Here is a 17,847-nt window from a genome sequence, read left to right on the forward strand (position 1 = left end):
TTCATCGTAGAACGATTGATCAATATTTCCAAACGACTGTCAAAATAATTAGGAAAGCTATCCTTTCCATTTCTCGACGGACGGCCTCCGGACCCGATCATGAATGCGCCTCCCCGGCCCACTACGCTGGCCAGATGGCCGCCTCCCCTGCTCCCCGCGCATCTGTTCTCAAGGCCACGGGCCTCGTGGCCGCCGGATCGTTCGGCGTCCAGATCTCGGCCGCGGTCTCCGCAGGCCTGTTCGCGGCGATGGGACCGTTCGAGGTCAGCTCCCTGCGCATGCTGGTGGCAGCCCTCCTGCTCCTGGCCCTGTTCCGGCCGCGCCTGAGCGGACGGAGCCGCCGCGAGTGGACGGGGATCGTGGTGTACGGCATCGCCATGGCCTCGATGAACGTGGCACTCTACCTCGCCATCGAGCGCATCCCCCTGGGCATCGCCGTCACGCTCGAGTTCCTCGGCCCCACTGCGGTGGCGCTTGCGTCGTCCCGCCGAGTGCCCGAGTATCTGTGTGCACTCATGGCCCTCGGCGGCGTGGTGCTCATCTCCCTCGCCCCGGGCGGCTGGTTCGACCCGCTGGGATTCCTCTTCGCCCTCCTCGCCGGCGTCTTCTTCGCCGCGTACGCGGTGCTGGCAAGCCGAGTGGGCAAGTCCTCAGCCGGGTTCGGCGGCCTGGCGCTCTCGGTGACGGTCTCCTCCCTCTGCACGCTTCCGTGGGGAATCGGGCAAGCGTTCACGACGACGCCGGAGCAGTGGGGGCTCGTCGCCGTTTCGGCGGTGCTCGGCATCGCGCTGCCGTTCACCGTGGACACCGTGGCCGGCGGGCTCACGAGCGCGCGCGTGGTGGGGACACTGTTCGCGCTGGACCCCGTCATCGGCTCGGTGGTTGGGCTCATCGTGCTGGGGCAGTCCCTCGACTGGGCGGCCTTCGCCGGCATCCTGCTGGTGGCGGCCGCAGGCGCGCTGCTCGTCTGGAGCGCGGAACGGCCGGACAGCGGGCGGCTGGACGGCGAGCGGCTGGACGGCGAGCCCGGGGCGGCTCCTCCACCGCCTCCGGCGTGAGGGCGCCGCGAGCTCGCCCTGAGCGCACCCAAAGATCAGGCTTTGCCCAGTGTTCACCCAGTTCTCATGGAGGGGCCGACTCCAGGTGGTTAGTTAAGCAGGTCACATCACTTTCTCTGGAGGTCTCCTTCATGACTTCGCCGTCGCGCCTTTCGCCGTCGCACTCCTCGCTTCGCGTGGCTGCCGCCTCCGCCGCAGCGCTCCTGCTCAGCGGAACCGCGCTCATCCCGGCCAGCGCCGAGAGCCCTGCCCCCGCTCCCCGGCCTATATCCACCGCTGCCGCGCATCCCGCTGCCACCCAGCCCGCGGCTGTCCGGAGTGCAACTGTCCCGGCCGCCGCGAAGGGCGTGCGGATCGCGGACATCCAGGGCACGGGCGATTCGACCCCGATGAACGGGCAGACCGTCACCACGGAGCCGGCGATCGTGACCGCCGTCTACCCGGCAGGGCCGGGAAGCTTCGGCGGGTTCGTCATCCAGGCGCCCGGCACGGGCGGACAGCGGGACCTCACCAAGGGCTCGGACGCGATCTTCGTCTACACGGGCACCACGCAGAGCACAGTCAAGAAGGGCGACCGCGTGCAGGTCACCGGCGTGGCCGGCGAGTACAAGGGGCTGACCCAGCTGGCGGGCAACATCGAGGTCACGCCGGTGAGCCAGAAGCTGGCGCCGATCCGGCCCGTCACGAACCCGTGGGCCTCCACCGCCGGGCACCGTGAGGCGCTCGAGTCGATGGTCTACGACTCGCACGAGCAGTTCACCGTGTCTGACACGTACGGCCTCGGCAAATACGGCGAGCTGGGACTGTCCGCGGGGCAGGGCCTTCCGACGCAGCCCACCGAGGTCGCCCGTCCGAACACGCCCCAGGCCGCCGCGCAGGCCTCCTGGAACGAGGCCCACTCGGTCACCTTGGACGACGGCACCAACCAGGGCTTCGCCGCCTCCCCGAAGCAGGCCCCTCGCCAGGTTCCCTACATGACGCCTCAGCGGCACGTGGCGGTGGGCGACGGCGCGCGGCTCACCGAACCGGTCATCATCGACTACCGATTCGACAAGTGGCGCTTCCAGCCGACCTCGCCCGCTGTCCCGGGCAGCGAGCCCGCCGCGATCAACCACCATGACGAGGCGCTTCCGGGCGTGGGCGGCCAGCTGCGGATCGCCTCGTTCAACGTGCTCAACTACTTCACGACGACGGGCGACTCCCGCGGCTGCAAGGGCGCCAACTGGTCTGCGGATGGGACGTACAACGTGACGAGCGGCTGCGACGTGCGCGGTGCCTTCGATGCCGCTGATCTTGCGCGCCAGCAGGCGAAGACCGTGAGCGCCCTCAACCAGATGGACGCCTCCGTGGTGGGCCTCATGGAGGTGGAGAACTCCGCGAAGCTGGGCGAGCCGAAGGACGAGGCCCTCAACACGCTCGTGGCCGCGCTGAACAAGCAGGCGGGCTACCGGAAGTGGGCGGCCGCTCCGGTGCCGGCCGACCAGCTCGAGCCCGTCTCCGAGCAGGACTTCATCACCGCCGCGCTCATCTACCAGCCGGCGAAAGCACGCCTCGTGGGCCAGCCCCGTGCCCTGGGCTCCCAGGCCGGTCCGGGCCAGCCGTTCGCGGACGCTCGCACGCCGATCGCCGGGACGTTCGTGAGCACGCAGGAGAAGAAGGCCCGCCCGACGACGGTGGTGGTGAACCACTTCAAGTCGAAGGGATCCGCGCCGAAGAGCGGCCCGAATGCAGACCTGGGCGACGGCCAGGGTGCGTGGAACGCGGACCGCGTGCGCCAGGCGCAGGCTGTGGCGGCCTGGGTTCCTCAGCTGACCAAAGCCGCGGGTTCGGAGGACGTGGCCCTGCTGGGCGACTTCAACTCCTACTCGCAGGAGGACCCGATGCAGGTGTTCTACCAGGCCGGATACACGGAGGCGGGCCGAGGCGAGCACACCTACGTGTTCGGCGGCCAGGTGGGCTCCCTGGACCATATGCTTCTCTCTCCTTCCCTGGCTCGGCGCATGACCGGTTCTGCTGCGTGGAACATCAACTCGGGCCAGTCGCCCCTGCTCCAGTACGCGCAGTACCGGACGACGGCGCTGGACTACTACGCGGCTGACCCGTACGGCTCGAGCGACCACGACCCCTTCCTGGCAGGATTCCGCTCGAAGTAGGCCAAGGCCGACAGAGCGAGCGGTTCGACCCGGCTGCACATCGGTTAACCCCTTAACTGAACAGCGAGGCCTCTGGCGGCGAACCGCCACGGCTGGAGGAGCCGCGCGGCGGTACATCCCAGTTCACGGGATCTCCCGCCGCGCGGCCGTGTCTGCGCTCTCTGGTTAGTGGTCCTTGGCTGGCAGTCCTTGGCCTGGCGCCCCAGCTGCGCCTCGGGCGCTTTCCTCGCCTCGACGCCCTCTCTGCGTCCCGACCCCGCACCCGGACAGCTTGTCCGTCGGGGGACGGAGCGGTGTCAGTTCACTCCGCGGAGATCCAGGACGAGCTCGCCCTCGCCCTCCCCATCGGGGACGATCCGCACAGGGATGCCCCAATCCTGCTGATAGAGGTGGCACGCGGCGTGATCTGGAATCTCTCCACCCGGTTCGCCGTCACACGCTGCGGCTCGGGCCGTGATGTGGAGAACCCCCTCCGCATGGTCAGGATTGAGCTCCAGGGTCCGCTCCAAACCCGTGCTCGTCCCGGAGCCGCTCACGAGGAAGTCCTCCGGCGAGGCGCTGATCTTCAGCTGCGTCGGGTCACCCCAGCGGTCGTCCAGCTTCTGGCCCTTCGGGGCTGCGAAACGGACCGTCAGCGGAAGTGTCCCCGCAGCAAACGGCGTCCTGGGGCGCTGAGTTGCCGCAGCGCCCTCGTCCACCGTGAGCGCTTCCTTGGGCAGGGGAACGCGGACAACCTCATGCTTGTTGGTCTCCACGACGAGCAGATGGGGTTCGCCCTCCGTTGCCTCGAGCAGCACGTCCGAGGGTTCTGCGAGCCCGCGCGCCAGTGTGGAAACCGTCTTGCTCTCCGGCTCGTACCGGCGCACCGCTCCGTTGTATGTGTCTGCGAAGGCCACGGACCCGTCCGGGAGCACCGTGACACCGAGAGGGTGCTGGGCCCGTGCTTCGGAGGCCTCGCCGTCCCGGTAGCCGAAGTCGAAGAGGCCCACTCCGAGCGCAGTCTCCACCGTGACAGCGCCGTCCTCCGCAATCCGGAGCACACGAAGGGCGCTTGTCTCAGAGTCGGCCAGCCACACATTGCCGGCGACGTCCTCCGCCAACCCTGAGGTCTGGGCAAACCAGGACCGGTCGGCAGGCCCGTCCACGAGCCCTTCGTTGCCCGTTCCGGCCAGAAGCTCAACAGCCTGGGCCACCGGATCGAACGCGAAGATCTGGTGCGTTCCGGCCATGGCCACCACGGCCTTGCCGAGCTTGCGGGACCACACGAGGTCCCACGGCGAGGACAGTGCCACCTCAACGGGATTCAGCTCTGCAAGGTTCGCGGCCTCGCGCGCCGCCGCACCCGGATCCTGGATCAGGCGCTGCACGCCGTTGCCGGCCACCGTGGTCACGTCACCGGTGGCCGTGTTGAGGCCGCGCAGCCTGTGGTTTACGGTGTCCGCCACCAAGACGTCATAGCCCGCCTTCTCCGCCACCTCTGCAGGCAGGGGAAGGATTCCCTGGGGCTCGTTGAACTGCGCTGAGTCCGCTCCGCCGTCGGCATAGCCCTTCTCCCCGGAGCCGAACGACCCGAGGAGGGTGGAGGCGTCTGCCGCAAGGTGTGTGATCCGGTGATGGCCGGAATCTCCTACGAGGTACGTCCCATCCGCGAGCGCCGCGATCTTGCCCGGGAAGCGGAGATCCCCCGACTGCGGCGGCGAGGGCACGTAGGGGCCGTCCCCGCGATGAAGGGTGCCCTTGGCCTCATGCTCCTGAACCAGCTCTTCGATGAGACGGCCGAGCCCGTCCGCATGCCCCTCTCCCGAGAGGTTCGCCGCGATGTAGCCCTCCGGGTCAACCACCACCAGGGTGGGCCAGGCGCGCGCCGCATAGGCCTGCCACGTGACGAGCTCCGGGTCATCCAGAACCGGATGGTGGATCTCATACCGCTCCACAGCGGCCGCGAGCGCGTCCGGATCCGCCTCATGCTCGAACTTGGGCGAATGCACGCCCACCGTGACCAGCACGTCCGAGTACTTCTCCTCCAACGGACGGAGCTCGTCCAGCACATGCAGGCAGTTGATGCAGCAGAACGTCCAGAAGTCCAGGAGGACCACCTTGCCGCGCAGCTTCTCCAGCGAGAGCTGCTCTCCCCCGGTGTTGAGCCAGTTGCGGCCCAGGAGCTCTGAAGCGCGGACACGCGAGCGCTCTCGCAGGGAGGAGCCCGAGTCCGGCGCAGGTGCGGAAGTCTGCGGCTGGGCCGGCTCAGCCGGATGGGCGTCAGGTGCGGCGTCCGCGCGCGCAGCGGCCTTGGCGTCCTCAGTGGTCACGGGTTCCTCCTCGTCAGCGGTTTCCCCCAGCTTCGCAGAAGGGGTGGACACTCTAAGAACACGCGCCCACGGTGCGAACATTCCCCGCGACCGTTCGCCGAGAAAGTTGTCCACATTGAGCCGAAGTCCTTGCCCGGCAGGGGCCGCCGAGGAGAACAATGGACGCATGATCAGCCAGGAGAGCGTCCCGCAGCCACCGCACAGCGGCTACGCGCGCCGCTCTCCCGAATACCGGCGTCTGCTTGCCGTGCTCTTCGCGGTCGGGGTCGCCATGTTCGCGCAGCTCTACTCGCCGCAGGCGCTGCTGCCGGACATCGCCCGGGACCTGGGCATCTCGCCGGCCCGCGCGGCGCTCATGATCTCCATGTCCACCATCGGGCTCGCCGTGGCCGTCCTGCCGCTCTCGGTCCTCGCAGACCGGGTCGGCCGCGTTCGGATGATCTGGGTCAGTCTGGCCGGAGCGACCCTGGTGGGAGCGCTCAGCCCGTTCGCCCCGTTCTTCGGGCTGGTCCTCGCGGGCCGCGTCCTCGAGGGCCTCCTGCTCGGCGGCGTCCCCGCTGTCGCGCTGGCCTATCTCAACGAGGAGGTCCACCGCACTGACGCCGCCCGTGCTGCTGGCGTGTACGTGGCCGGCACCACCATCGGCGGCCTCTCCGGACGCCTCATCGCTGCTCCCCTCGGCGAGCTCTGGGGATGGCGCGTCGGCGTGCTCTCCGTGGCGCTCGTATGCGGCGTAGCCACCGTCCTGTTCGCGTTGATGGCTCCCCGCTCTCGGGGGTTCACGCCCGGGCGGCAGGGCTCAGTCCGGGCTGTCCTCGTCAAGCTCCGCCGCGCGATGACACCGCGCCTCGGCGCCATGTACGCCCAGGGCGCGCTGCTCATGGGCGGCTTCGTGGCGGTCTACAACTTCATCGGCTTCCGCCTCACGGCTCCGCCCTTCAATCTCTCCCCCACTGTGGCGGCTTTCGTGTTCCTCGGCTACCTCGCCGGGACTGTGACCTCGACGCTCGCAGGCGGCATCGCGGCTCGACGCGGGCGCTTCCCCACGCTCCTCGCGAGCACCGGGGTCATGGCGGCTGGGGTCGCCTTGACGCTGGTCCACGCTCTCCCGCTCGTCATCGCGGGGATCATCCTGACGAGCGGCGGCTTCTTCGCGGCTCATGCCGTCGCGTCAGGCTGGGCCGGATTCGAGCCCGCCGAGGCCAGGACGCAGGCCACCGGCCTCTACAACGTCTTCTACTACGTCGGCTCGAGCTTCTTCGGCTGGGCCGTGGGCCTGCCGCTCCACGCCGTCGGCTGGACGGGAGCGGCCGGCCTGGTTCTGGCCCTGTGCGCGGCGGCGGCCCTGACCGGGATCGTTCTCCTCCGGCCCAGGACCGCCGGCGCCAGGGGCAGCCCGAAGGTCAGCTCTGGCCCGAGGAGCTGACGCTCTCGATCTCGTCCCAGAACACAGCCCTCATTTGCTCGCGATCCCACGGCGCGATGTCCATCTCCGGCTCGCCCATCGCCAGGCAGATGTCGATGAGAAGGGCCCTGTCGATGTCCGAGGGGATGTTCGGGCGGACGTAGCGCCGCATCAGCGAGTCCACCCGGCCCACGCGCACCAGCGTGCCGACCGTCTGCTTCACCACCTGCTCGATCGCCGCGTGGAGCGTCTCGCTCGTCTGCCGCTCGTAGTCGTCGTAGCGCGCGCCGGGCACCGGAGGCCGGAAGGCCAGCCCTTGGCGACGGATCGGCACGGCGCTCGGCGTCATCGGCTTGGGCGGCCCTGCCGGTTCAGAGCCAGCGGCCTTCCCGCTCTCGCCCCCTTGCTCCTTCCGGGAGGTGCCGTCGGGACTCGGCTTCTCGTCCTTCGCGGCGTCAGCAGCCGTCGCACCCGTCGCGGATGCCGCTGACTTTCCCCCGCCGCTCTTCTTTCCCGACGACGACGGCGCTCCCGACTCGCCCCCGTCTGCCGGCTCTTCCCTGCCTGTCGGCCGAGCGCTTTCAGGCGTGGACCGGTCTGCGACGCCGGTCGCGTTGTCCGCGGAGCCGCGACCCGAAGCGTTCTCGGGAGTCCGGGCCGGAATCGCCTCCTCGGCCAACGCCGCCTCACCGGCGGCTGTGTCTGCGCCGGACCGCTCCAGCGAATACCCGTCCGCGGCATGAGCGGCTCCCGCCTCCGCCATCACCCCCGTGGCCTGGTTCGCCGTGGCCGCGGCATCGGAGGGGGCAGGCAGTTCGGCGTCGTCGGCCGTATGTGCAGCCGCGGCAGCCACCGCGTCCTCGACCAGCGAGACCGTCTCGGCACTCGCCGCCGGCGGAACTCCGGCAGCCGCTGCCGCCATGCGAGCAGCCGCCTCCACGCGGCCTTCGCCTTCGCCGGGGGTGTCTTCGGGCAGGGCCCGGGGGGCGATCGACGCCGCCCGCTTGATGAGATCGGCGGAGATCGTGTGCCGCTCATCGGCCCGGCGTGCAAGGTTGGTGGCCGTGGAGTACAGGCCGAACTTCGCCTTGACCGGCGCGTCCTCGAGAGCGCCCACGTTGTACAGGTGCACCCGGACGCCGTAGTCCTGGGCGAGCTCGACGGCCTCCGTGAGGTCGTCGTCCCCTGAGACGAGATACAGATCCGTGACGAGCCCGCGCATCGAGAGGTTGACGATGTCCAGGGCGAGCTTCACGTCCACGCCCTTCTGGTTGCCGAAGCTCGTGCGCCCGATCCGGGTCTTCGTGCGAGAGATTCCGTCGATGGCGAGGAAGGCCTCCTCAGCAATCCGCTTGCCTTCGAACTCTTCTGGCGGGGAGTCGTACCACTGCACTCGGAGCAGCTCCGCGCCTGGACTCTGGCCCTGCTGAAGCTCGTCGATCTCCTGCTTCATCTGCTGGACGAGCTTCTCCCAGGACACCTGGATCATGTTTCGGTTCGAGGATCCGGTCAGAACCCGGGCCATCGAGGCCAACAGGTACCCCGCATCCACCATGACGACGTACTTGTTCATCGCTGTTTCCTCAATCGTTATATATCAATTATCGAAAGTTCATCGCTTTCGCGCTCCACCCTAGCGGCATAACCCGGACAGTCGCTGTGTATATGGAGCGGCCACCGAGGCGTCTGCCTGCGGCGCCCGCTCGCCAGGCCTGCACAGGGGCCGCAGGCCGGCAGCCTCGTCTCTCTGCCCAGCTGCACGACCATGCCGCATGAGGCTCCGGAGGGCCCCACCCCCGCGAGGCGCCCTCCTCTCCACACCCTCTATCGCTTGACGACGACGATCAACACCCGCCCCCGCCTTCTCGCGACCGCGCACACCCGCTTCCCCACCCGCTTTCGCACAGTCACACCGGTCCGCGCCCGCTCGTACAACCGCTTTCGCACGACCACGCCGCCCGCACCCGCTCGTACAACCGCTTTCGCACGACCACGCCGCCCGCACCCGCTTTCGCTCAAAAACCCGCTCGAAAACGGGTGTAAACGCCTCAAACCGGGTGTGATGGCGAAAACGGGTGCCGTGGCGGAACCGGGTGCGATGCCCACCCATGTGCAGCCGGCGCGGCCTGTATGTACCAGCCGACTTGGCTGCGCGTCCGGCGGACTCCGAACAGGCGCAGGGGTCGAGTGGGACGCATGCGAGTCGAAGCGAACCCCTCGCCCTGCCCCCCCCTTCCACACCCGTTTCCGCTCAACGGCACCAGCCACACCCGTTTGCGCTCAGAAACCCGCTCGAAAACGGGTGTAAACGCCTCAAACCGGGTGTGATGGCGAAAATGGGTACGAACACCTCGGCGGACAGGCGTGGAAGGAGGGCAGGCCTTGAGGGGGCGCAGGAATCGCCCCTCCCTCCCGTAAACTCCTTCCATATAGAAAGGAAAGCTAACCGTTTGGTAGCCTCAAGTGGGTCTGACCAACGACGAAAGGACCCCCGTGAGCTCGTCCGTCGAGCAACCGCCCCACAGCCGCAGGCAAGCCGATTCAGCGCCCGACGGGCCGCGCCGGAGCGCCGCCCCCACAGGTGCCACTACCCCCGCCGGCACCACGACGGGCAGCGAAGGCAGCGAGGGCAACGACCCCCGCCCCACCGGCACCGCCACCGAGTCGGATTCCCGCCCCACCGCCCCCCGCGTGAACCTGCCGGTCTTCATCGGCTCGTCGGCGGGCATCCTGGCGATCACCCTGTGGGCCTTCCTCGACCGGACGGGCGCGGAGACGGCCATCACCGCAGCGGTGACGTGGGTCAGCAAGAACCTGGGCTGGTTCTACACGCTGGTGGTCACGGGCGTGCTGGCGTTCGTCGTCGCCGTCGGGCTCTCGAGGATCGGGAACGTGCGGCTGGGACCGGACCACTCGCGGCCGCAGTTCGGCCTCTTCTCCTGGACGGCGATGCTGTTCGCGGCGGGCATCGGGATCGACCTCATGTTCTTCTCGGTCGCCGAGCCGGTCACCCAGTACATGACCCCGCCGCACGGCCAGGGGCAGACGGTGGAGTCGGCCCGGCAGGCGCTCGCCTACACGCTCTTCCACTACGGCATCACCGGCTGGGGCCTCTACGCGCTCATGGGCATGGCCCTCGCGTACTTCTCCTACCGCCACAACCTGCCGCTCTCCATCCGCAGCGCGCTGCACCCGATCTTCGGCAAGCGGATCGACGGCGCGGTGGGCAACGGCGTGGACATCGCGGCGATGCTGGGCGCCATCTTCGGCCTGGCCACGAGCCTCGGCATCGGCGTGGCGCAGCTGGACGTGGGCATCTCCCGGATGATCGGCATCCCGAGCGGCATGCCCATCCAGATCGGCCTCGTGGTCATCTCTGTGGTCATGGCCATCGTGAGCGCCCTCTCCGGCGTGGAGAAGGGCGTGCGGCGGCTCAGCCAGCTCAACATCATCCTGGCGATCGGCATGATGCTCTACGTGCTCGTGGCGGGCCGCACGAGCTACCTCCTCGACGGGATCGTGCAGAACGCGGGCGACATCCTCTCCCGCTTCCCCGGCATGACCATGGACTCGATGGCCTATGACCGCCCGGACGACTGGCTCCAGTCCTGGACCATCTTCTTCTGGGCCTGGTGGATCGCGTGGGCGCCGTTCGTGGGCCTCTTCCTGGCCCGCATCTCCCGCGGCCGCACCATCCGGCAGTTCGTCATCGGCACGCTGACGGTGCCGTTCGCGTTCATCCTGCTGTGGATCTCGATCTTCGGCAACAGCGCGCTGGACGTGGTCCGCCACGGCGACAAGGCCTTCGCGGACCAGGTGGTCAACACCCCGGAGCAGGGCTTCTACTCGCTGCTGGAGCAGTACCCGGGCGCACCGCTGCTCGTCGCCGTCGCCACCTTCACGGGCCTGCTGTTCTACGTCACGAGCGCGGACTCGGGCGCGCTCGTCATGGCCAACTTCACCTCGAAGCTCTCCGACCCGGAGGAGGACGGCCCCAAGTGGGTGCGCCTCTTCTGGGCGGTGGCCACGGGCCTGCTCACGGTGGCCATGCTCATGGTGGGCGGCATCACCACCCTGCAGAACGCCACGGTCATCATGGGCGTGCCGTTCGCGGTGATCCTCGTCTTCATCATGATGGGCCTGCTCAAGGCGCTGCGGATCGAGGCGCAGTGGGCGGACTCGGCCCGCGCCGCCCTCCCAGCCCTCATCTCGGGCACCCGCGCCGTTCCGGGCGACCGCGAGCGCACCTGGCGCCAGCGCCTCGCCCGCACGGTCCGCTTCCACGACGCCCGCGCGGCCGAGCGCTTCCAGGAGACGACGACGGCGCCCGCCCTCAACGAGGTCGCCGCCGAGCTCCGCGACCAGGGCGTGGACGCCCAGGTGTCCCAGGAGTTCGTGGAGGCGTTCGGCATCCACGCGTACCACCTGGACGTGCCGTTCGAGGGCGAGCGCGACTTCCGCTACCAGGTCTACCCCGTCCAGTGCCGCATGCCGGCGTACGGAACGGGCCGCTCGTCCCAGGAGCACTACTACCGCATGGAGGTCTTCACGGGGCACGGCAGCCTCGGCACGGACGTCCTCGGGTTCACGCGGGACCAGCTCATCGGCTCCGTCCTGGACCTCTATGAGCGGCACCTCGAGTTCCTGCACCGGGCCCAGGCCCCCGGTCTCGAGACCCTGACCGTGGCCACGGGCGCCCGCACCCAGTGGATCGACGACTACGACACCAACCCGGAGGAGAAAGCATGACCGCAGACACGGCAACCCTGTACATCGACGGCCGCTGGGAGGCCGCCGCGAGCGGCAAGACCCGGGAGATCCGCTGTCCCGCCGACGGCGAGCTCGTGGGCCTCGTCTCCGAGGCGGGCCGCGAGGACACCGAGCGCGCCATCGCCGCCGCCCGCCGGGCCTTCGACGAGGGATCGTGGGCCGCCCTCCCCGCCGGCGAGCGCGGCGGCATCCTCCTCAAGGTGGCCGAGGGCCTCCGCGAGAAGAAGGCCGAGTTCGCCAAGGCGGAGTCCCTGGACACGGGCAAGCGGATCGTCGAGTCCGAGATCGACATGGACGACATCGCCAACTGCTTCGAGTACTTCGGCCGCCTCGCCGCGAACGAGGCCGGGCGGCTCGTGGACGCGGGCGACCCGAACGTGGTCAGCCGCATCCAGTACGAGCCGGTGGGCGTCGTCGGCATGATCTCCCCGTGGAACTACCCGCTGCTGCAGGCGGCGTGGAAGATCGCCCCGGCCATCGCGGCGGGCTGCACGTTCGTCCTCAAGCCGGCGGAGCTCACCCCGCACACGGCCATGCTGACGATGTCCCTCCTCGAGGAGGCGGGCGTCCCGGCGGGCGTGGCCAACCTCGTCACGGGCGACGGCCCCAACGCGGGCGCCCCGCTCTCCGAGCACGAGGACGTGGACATGGTCTCCTTCACGGGCGGCCTCGTCACGGGCAAAAAGGTCGCCGCGGCGGCCGCGGAGACGGTCAAGAAGGTGGCGCTCGAGCTCGGCGGCAAGAACCCGAACGTCATCTTCGCGGACGCGGACTTCGACGCTGCCGTGGACAACGCCCTCAACGGCGCGTTCGTCCACTCGGGCCAGGTCTGCTCGGCGGGCGCCCGGATCGTGGTGGAGGAGTCCATCGCCGAGCGCTTCACGGACGAGCTCGTCCGCCGCGCCAAGGACATCCGCCTCGGCGGCCCCTTCGACGACGCCGCGGAGTCCGGCCCGCTCATCTCCAAGGCCCACCGCGAGAAGGTGGACGCCTACGTCCGCGCCGGCGAGGCCGAGGGCGCGCGCGTGCGCTGCGGCGGCGCCTTCGCCACCGGCACGTCCGGCTCGAGCGATCTGGACAAGGGCTTCTACTACGAGCCCACCGTCATCGACCAGGTCAAGCAGGGCATGAGCGTCGTCGTCGACGAGGCGTTCGGGCCCACCGTCACCATCGAGACGTTCACGGACGAGGACGACGCCGTGCGGATCGCCAACGACACGCACTACGGCCTCGCGGGCGCCGTCTGGACGCAGGACGCGTCCAAGGCGCAGCGCGTGGCCAACCGGCTCCGCCACGGCACCGTCTGGATCAACGACTTCCACCCGTACCTCCCGCAGGCGGAATGGGGCGGATTCAAGCAGTCCGGCTCGGGCCGCGAGCTCGGCCCCACGGGCTTCGAGGAGTACCGCGAGGCCAAGCACGTCTACCAGAACATCAACCCGGGCGTGACGGGCTGGTTCGAGGACCGCTCCGCCTGAGCGGCCTCGGCCCGCCCGGCCAGCCTCCCCCGCCTCCCCCGGCCTCCCCTGGCCGCCCTGACGAAAGAACACGAACGGAGAAGACGCACCATGACGCAGACTGACGAGAACAAGGACCTGGCGTTCGACTATGTGGTGATCGGCGCGGGATCCGCCGGCGCCGCCGTGGCCGCCCGCCTTTCGGAGGACCCCTCGGTGACCGTGGGCCTCCTCGAGGCCGGTCCGCATGACAAGGACATCCCCGAGGTCCTCCAGCTCAACCGCTGGATGGAGCTCCTCGAGTCCGGCTACGACTGGGACTACCCGATCGAGGAGCAGGAGAACGGCAACTCCTTCATGCGGCACGCCCGCGCGAAGGTCCTCGGCGGCTGCTCCTCCCACAACTCCTGCATCGCCTTCTGGCCGCCCAAGGAGGACATGGACGAGTGGGCCGAGCGCCACGGCGCGGAGGGCTGGGACGCCGAGTCCGTCTGGCCGCTCGTCAAGCGCCTCGAGACCAACGAGGACGCCGGCGCGGACGCCCCGCACCACGGCGACTCCGGCCCGGTCAAGCTCATGAACGTCCCGCCGGAGGACAAGTCCGGCGTGGCGCTCCTGGACGCCTGCGAGCAGGCCGGCATCCCGCGCGCGCACTTCAACAACGGCACGACGACGGTCACGGGCGCCAACTTCTTCCAGATCAACCGCCGCCCGGACGGCACCCGCTCGTCCTCCTCCGTCTCCTACCTGCACCCGATCGAGGACCGCCCCAACCTGACGATCCTCACGGGCGCCTGGGCCTCGAAGATCCTCTTCGAGCAGGGCGGCGGCGAGGGCGGCGAGCCGAAGGCCGTCGGCGTCGAGTTCGTGGACAACGCGTTCGGCCGCGCCCGCACGGTCACGGCGAACAAGGAGGTCATCCTCTCCGCAGGCGCCATCGACTCCCCGAAGCTGCTCATGCTCTCCGGCATCGGCCCGGCCGAGCACCTCAAGGAGCACGGCGTGGACGTCCTGGTGGACTCCCCCGGCGTCGGCGAGAACCTCCAGGACCACCCGGAGGGCGTCATCATGTGGGAGGCCAAGCTCCCCATGCCGGAGACGTCCACGCAGTGGTGGGAGATCGGCATCTTCGCGCCCGTGGACGGCAAGTCCGACCCGGACCACGAAGGCCGCTCGGACCTCATGATGCACTACGGCTCGGTGCCGTTCGACATGCACACCGTCCGCCAGGGCTACCCGACGAGCGACAACGCGTTCTGCCTCACGCCGAACGTCACCCACGCCCGCTCCCGCGGCACGGTCCGCCTGCGCTCCTGCGACTTCCGTGACAAGCCGCGCGTGGACCCGCGCTACTTCACGGACGAGGGCGGCCACGACATGCGCACGATGATCGCCGGCATCCGCAAGGCCCGCGAGATCGTGGCGCAGGACGCCATGAAGGAGTGGGCCGGCGAGGAGCTGTTCCCGGGCAAGGACGTCCAGACCGACGAGGAGCTCGCGGACTACATCCGCCGCACCCACAACACGGTCTACCACCCCGCCGGCACGGTGCGGATGGGCGCGGCCGACGACGCCGGCTCCCCGCTCGACCCGCAGCTGCGCGTCAAGGGCGTCTCCGGCCTCCGGGTGGCGGACGCCTCGGTCTTCCCCGAGCACACGACCGTCAACCCGAACATCACCGTCATGATGGTGGGCGAGAAGTGCGCTGACCTGATCCGCGGCTAGGGCCTGGCCCGGCTGGGGCCCCGCAGCCCCGAAGAATGGAGCGATCCGTGCGGTTTCGAGCCTGAAACTGCACGGATCGCTCCATTTCTGTGCCTGGGTGGGCCGCTCAGCTCTCGTCCGGCCCCCAACTCTCGCCCCGTCCCCAACTCTCGCCCAGTCCCCTCGTCTGTTGCGAGTTGGAGGAATGGGACGTCTCTTTCCTCCAACTCGCAACAGATGAGGGGTTGAGGGGAGAGCAGCCGAAGGGAAGAGCAGATGAGGGGAAGGGCAGCTGAGGGCCGCCCCGGGGGGAACCGGAAACCGGGACAGAGAGCCCGGGCCTACTCCCCCAGGCGCCGGTCCGCGGCGGCCCGCCGCGCGAGCATCTCGTTGTAGGCGCGCAGCTCGGCGTCGTCGTCGCGCTCCGCCTTGCGGTCCTTGCGGGCGGTCTCCCGCGTGTCCGCACGGGCCCACATGACCATGACGCCGAGGGCGACGACGAGGGTCGGGAGCTCGCCCACGCCCCACGTGATGCCGCCGCCGAGCTTCTGGTCCGAGATGGCGTCGAGACCCCAGGGGCGGCCCATGTTGCCGAACCAGAACGGCTGCAACAGCGTGTCCGATCCCATGAGCGTCACGCCGAAGAACGCGTGGAACGCCATCGTGGCGAAGAGCAGCACGAGCCGCATCGGGTACGGGAAGCGCTTGGGCAGGGGGTCCACGCCGATCATCGTGAGGACGAAGATGTACCCCGTGAGCGTGAAGTGGACCACCATGAGCTCGTGGCCCACGTGGTACTTCATGGCCCAGAGGAACACGTCCGAGTAGTAGAAGATGATGATGGAGCCCGCGAAGTTGGCCGCCGCGAAAAGCGGGTTGGTCACGAGCCGGGACCACCACGAGTGCACGAACACGAGGATCCACTCGCGGGGCCCGCGCGAGCCGTCCCGCCGCGGGTGCAGCGCCCTCAGCGCGAGCGTCACAGGGGCGCCCATGACGAGGAACATGGGCACGAACATCGTGAGCGCCATGTGGTCCAGCATGTGCGTGGAGAACAGCACCATGCCGTAGACCGCCGGCGCGCCGGACGTGAAGTACGTCAGCGCGATGAGACCGAACACGAACGCCGCGAACCGGCCCACGGGCCAGCGGTCCCCGCGGCGGTGCAGCGCGAGCATCCCTCGCACGTAGGCGATGAAGAGCCCCGCGCAGACCGCGATCCACATCCAGTCCGCGCGCCACTCGGTGAGATAGCGGATCGGGGTGAGCTCCGGCGGGAGCTCGTAGCCGGTGAGGATGCGGGCCGGCGTGGCGCTCGGCGGCAGCTGCTCGGGGCGCGGCGGGGCGGTGCGGGCCAGGCCCGCGGCGAGTCCGGAGACGAGGCCGAGCACGGCCGTCTCGACGACGATGAGCCGCGTGAACAGCCGCGGCTCCTTCCCGATCCGCGGGATGGTGACGGAGCGGTGCAGCCAGCCGAGGTATCCGGCCAGCAGCGCCAGCACGGTCTTGAGGGCCACGATGGTGCCCCACGGCGAGAGCAGCTGGCCCAGGGAGGTGATGCGCAGCCCGGCGTTGACCACGCCCGAGGCCACGACGAGCACGAGCGCGAGCGCCGCGATCGGCGAGTACCGGGCCGCGGCGGTCTCCGCGGCGGCGGCGTCCCTGCCGCGCCCCAGGAGGATTCCGCCGACGACGGCGAGCACGATCACGCCGCCCACCCAGAGGCTCGCGCCGAACAGGTGCAGGCCCATGGAGTTGACGGCGGCCATGTGGTCGTCGCCGCCCGCCGAGTGGCCCGTGATGGCCAGCGGCACGAGGCCGATGAGCGCCAGGATGAGCGTCAGCCCGATCGCGGTGAGGGACTCCACCGCGAAGACGAGCGTGCTCACCGCGCACGCGAGGATGAAGGCCACGAGCCAGGCCCGGCCTAGGTCGAAGTTGGTGAAGAAGTCTGCGAGCGCGTGCGTGTAGGCCGAGTCGCCGCGCAGGGCGAGGCCGGCCGAGTCCGCGTACGTGAGGATGCCGACGGCGGCCGCCGTCGCGGTCCACGCCATCGAGCCGATGCGGGCGAGGCGCAGGGAGAGGACGGAGCCGCGGGTCTGGTGCGGGAAGACGCATGCGGCGAAGACGAGGCCGGCGATCGTCGTCGCCGAGGCCACGTCGAAGACCGTCCGCGCGATGGGAAGGCCCCAGCGGACGCCCGCGCCCGGGTCGCCGAGCTCCCGCGCCGCTGAGGCGCCGGTGAGCAGAAGGGCGCCCACCACGCCGAGGAGCGCGGCGGCGAGCGCGAGCCCCAGGGGCATGAGCCGGCGCAGGAAGGCGCTCGGCTCGAGCTCCTCCTGCTCGCGGGACGGGCGGGGGCCGGCCGCCCGGGAGCCCGAGGGGACGCGCCCCCGGGCCCTCAGACGGCCGGCCGAGTCCGAGCGGGTTCCGCTAGTGATGGTGCCCCCCGCTCGCCGCCTCGCCGACGGTCAGCTCGAGGTGGGCGGGGCCGGCGCTCGTCTTGAGGTTGACCACGATCTTGTCGCCCTTCTTGAGGTCCGCCTTCAGGCCCTTGACGGCGATGTGGTAGCCGTCGTGGGACAGGGTGAAGGTCTCGCCGGGCTTGATGGTCCAGCCCTTCTCGTCCACGGACATGGCGCCGTTGACGGTCTTGTGGAGCTCCACCGTGGAGGCGTAGTCCGAGGAGGCGGACTCGACGGTGATCGGCTTGTCGCCCTCGTTCTTGAGGCCGCCGAGCACGTAGGTCTTGCCGCCCTTCTCCGCCGCGCCGATCGTGGCGGACGCGCCCTCGATCGGAGCGTGGTGGTGCGGCTTGGTCTCGTCGACGTCGCCCGACGTCGAGGCGGACGCGCTCGGCGAGGAGCTCGAGGACTGGCTCGCCGAGGGAGACGAGCCGGAGCCCTGGGAGGAGCCGGAGCCGCAGGCCGTCAGGCCGAGGGCGAGCGCCGCGACGGCGGCGAGGGAGGTGAGGGTCTTGCTGTGCTGCAT

Annotated in this window: 10 protein-coding genes; 6 read left to right on the plus strand and 4 right to left on the minus strand. The window is 69.7% G+C overall.

The genetic code is table 11. The features are described from left to right. Positions 1–134 precede the first annotated feature (134 nt). Together H9I38_RS06820 and H9I38_RS06825 are read left to right on the plus strand one after the other, a co-directional pair. Positions 135–1,058, plus strand: coding sequence for an EamA family transporter (locus tag H9I38_RS06820; protein ID WP_226338015.1), 924 nt, complete (start codon positions 135–137; stop codon positions 1,056–1,058). A 131-nt stretch (positions 1,059–1,189) separates the two neighbouring features. Then, positions 1,190–3,211, plus strand: a complete 2,022-nt coding sequence (locus H9I38_RS06825) for an ExeM/NucH family extracellular endonuclease (RefSeq protein ID WP_226338016.1) — start codon at positions 1,190–1,192, stop codon at positions 3,209–3,211. Positions 3,212–3,507: 296 nt separating this feature from the next. Here the strand turns inward: H9I38_RS06825 and H9I38_RS06830 are convergent, their stop codons facing one another. Continuing rightward, positions 3,508–5,406 carry an NHL domain-containing thioredoxin family protein gene (locus H9I38_RS06830; protein WP_226338108.1) on the minus strand — a complete coding sequence of 633 codons (1,899 nt, stop codon included), beginning with the start codon at positions 5,404–5,406 and terminating at the stop codon, positions 3,508–3,510. A 280-nt stretch (positions 5,407–5,686) separates the two neighbouring features. On the opposite strand from H9I38_RS06830, the gene H9I38_RS06835 reads away from it, so the two are divergent. Then, positions 5,687–6,946, plus strand: a complete 1,260-nt coding sequence (locus H9I38_RS06835; protein ID WP_226338017.1) for an MFS transporter — start codon at positions 5,687–5,689, stop codon at positions 6,944–6,946. Here the strand turns inward: H9I38_RS06835 and H9I38_RS06840 are convergent. After that, positions 6,924–8,498 (minus strand): NYN domain-containing protein, encoded by a 1,575-nt coding sequence (locus H9I38_RS06840; RefSeq protein WP_226338018.1) that lies wholly within the window; start codon positions 8,496–8,498, stop codon positions 6,924–6,926. The two genes, H9I38_RS06835 and H9I38_RS06840, sit on opposite strands and share 23 nt — an antisense overlap. A gap of 1,118 nt (positions 8,499–9,616) precedes the next feature. Between H9I38_RS06840 and betT the strand changes: the two genes are divergently transcribed. From betT to H9I38_RS06855, 3 genes are all read left to right on the plus strand, one after another. Beyond that, positions 9,617–11,674 (plus strand): choline BCCT transporter BetT, encoded by a 2,058-nt coding sequence (betT, locus tag H9I38_RS06845; RefSeq protein ID WP_226338019.1) that lies wholly within the window; start codon positions 9,617–9,619, stop codon positions 11,672–11,674. Beyond that, complete coding sequence (locus H9I38_RS06850) at positions 11,671–13,173, plus strand: aldehyde dehydrogenase family protein (RefSeq protein WP_226338020.1); 1,503 nt, start codon at positions 11,671–11,673, stop codon at positions 13,171–13,173. The genes betT and H9I38_RS06850 overlap by 4 nt, the downstream gene beginning before the upstream one ends. A 90-nt stretch (positions 13,174–13,263) precedes the next feature. After that, positions 13,264–14,877 (plus strand): GMC family oxidoreductase, encoded by a 1,614-nt coding sequence (locus H9I38_RS06855; RefSeq protein ID WP_226338021.1) that lies wholly within the window; start codon positions 13,264–13,266, stop codon positions 14,875–14,877. Positions 14,878–15,197: 320 nt separating this feature from the next. On the opposite strand, the gene H9I38_RS06860 is transcribed toward H9I38_RS06855, so the two are convergent. After that, positions 15,198–17,159: a cytochrome c oxidase assembly protein gene (locus tag H9I38_RS06860; protein WP_226338022.1), complete on the minus strand. Its 1,962-nt coding sequence runs from the start codon at positions 17,157–17,159 to the stop codon at positions 15,198–15,200. Between the two features lie 130 nt (positions 17,160–17,289). Next, complete coding sequence (locus H9I38_RS06865) at positions 17,290–17,847, minus strand: copper chaperone PCu(A)C (protein WP_226338023.1); 558 nt, start codon at positions 17,845–17,847, stop codon at positions 17,290–17,292.

The organism is Arthrobacter sp. UM1 (genome assembly GCF_020483305.1).
In the GTDB taxonomy this organism is placed as follows: domain Bacteria; phylum Actinomycetota; class Actinomycetes; order Actinomycetales; family Micrococcaceae; genus Falsarthrobacter.

Coding starts and splice junctions, on each gene's coding strand:
- H9I38_RS06860 (WP_226338022.1), bottom strand. CDS start 17,159: ATGCCCCTGGGGCTCGCGCTCGCCGCCGCGCTCCTCGGCGTGGTGGGC.
- H9I38_RS06840 (WP_226338018.1), bottom strand. CDS start 8,498: ATGAACAAGTACGTCGTCATGGTGGATGCGGGGTACCTGTTGGCCTCG.
- H9I38_RS06820 (WP_226338015.1), top strand. CDS start 135: ATGGCCGCCTCCCCTGCTCCCCGCGCATCTGTTCTCAAGGCCACGGGC.
- H9I38_RS06825 (WP_226338016.1), top strand. CDS start 1,190: ATGACTTCGCCGTCGCGCCTTTCGCCGTCGCACTCCTCGCTTCGCGTG.
- H9I38_RS06850 (WP_226338020.1), top strand. CDS start 11,671: ATGACCGCAGACACGGCAACCCTGTACATCGACGGCCGCTGGGAGGCC.
- H9I38_RS06855 (WP_226338021.1), top strand. CDS start 13,264: ATGACGCAGACTGACGAGAACAAGGACCTGGCGTTCGACTATGTGGTG.
- H9I38_RS06835 (WP_226338017.1), top strand. CDS start 5,687: ATGATCAGCCAGGAGAGCGTCCCGCAGCCACCGCACAGCGGCTACGCG.
- H9I38_RS06865 (WP_226338023.1), bottom strand. CDS start 17,847: ATGCAGCACAGCAAGACCCTCACCTCCCTCGCCGCCGTCGCGGCGCTC.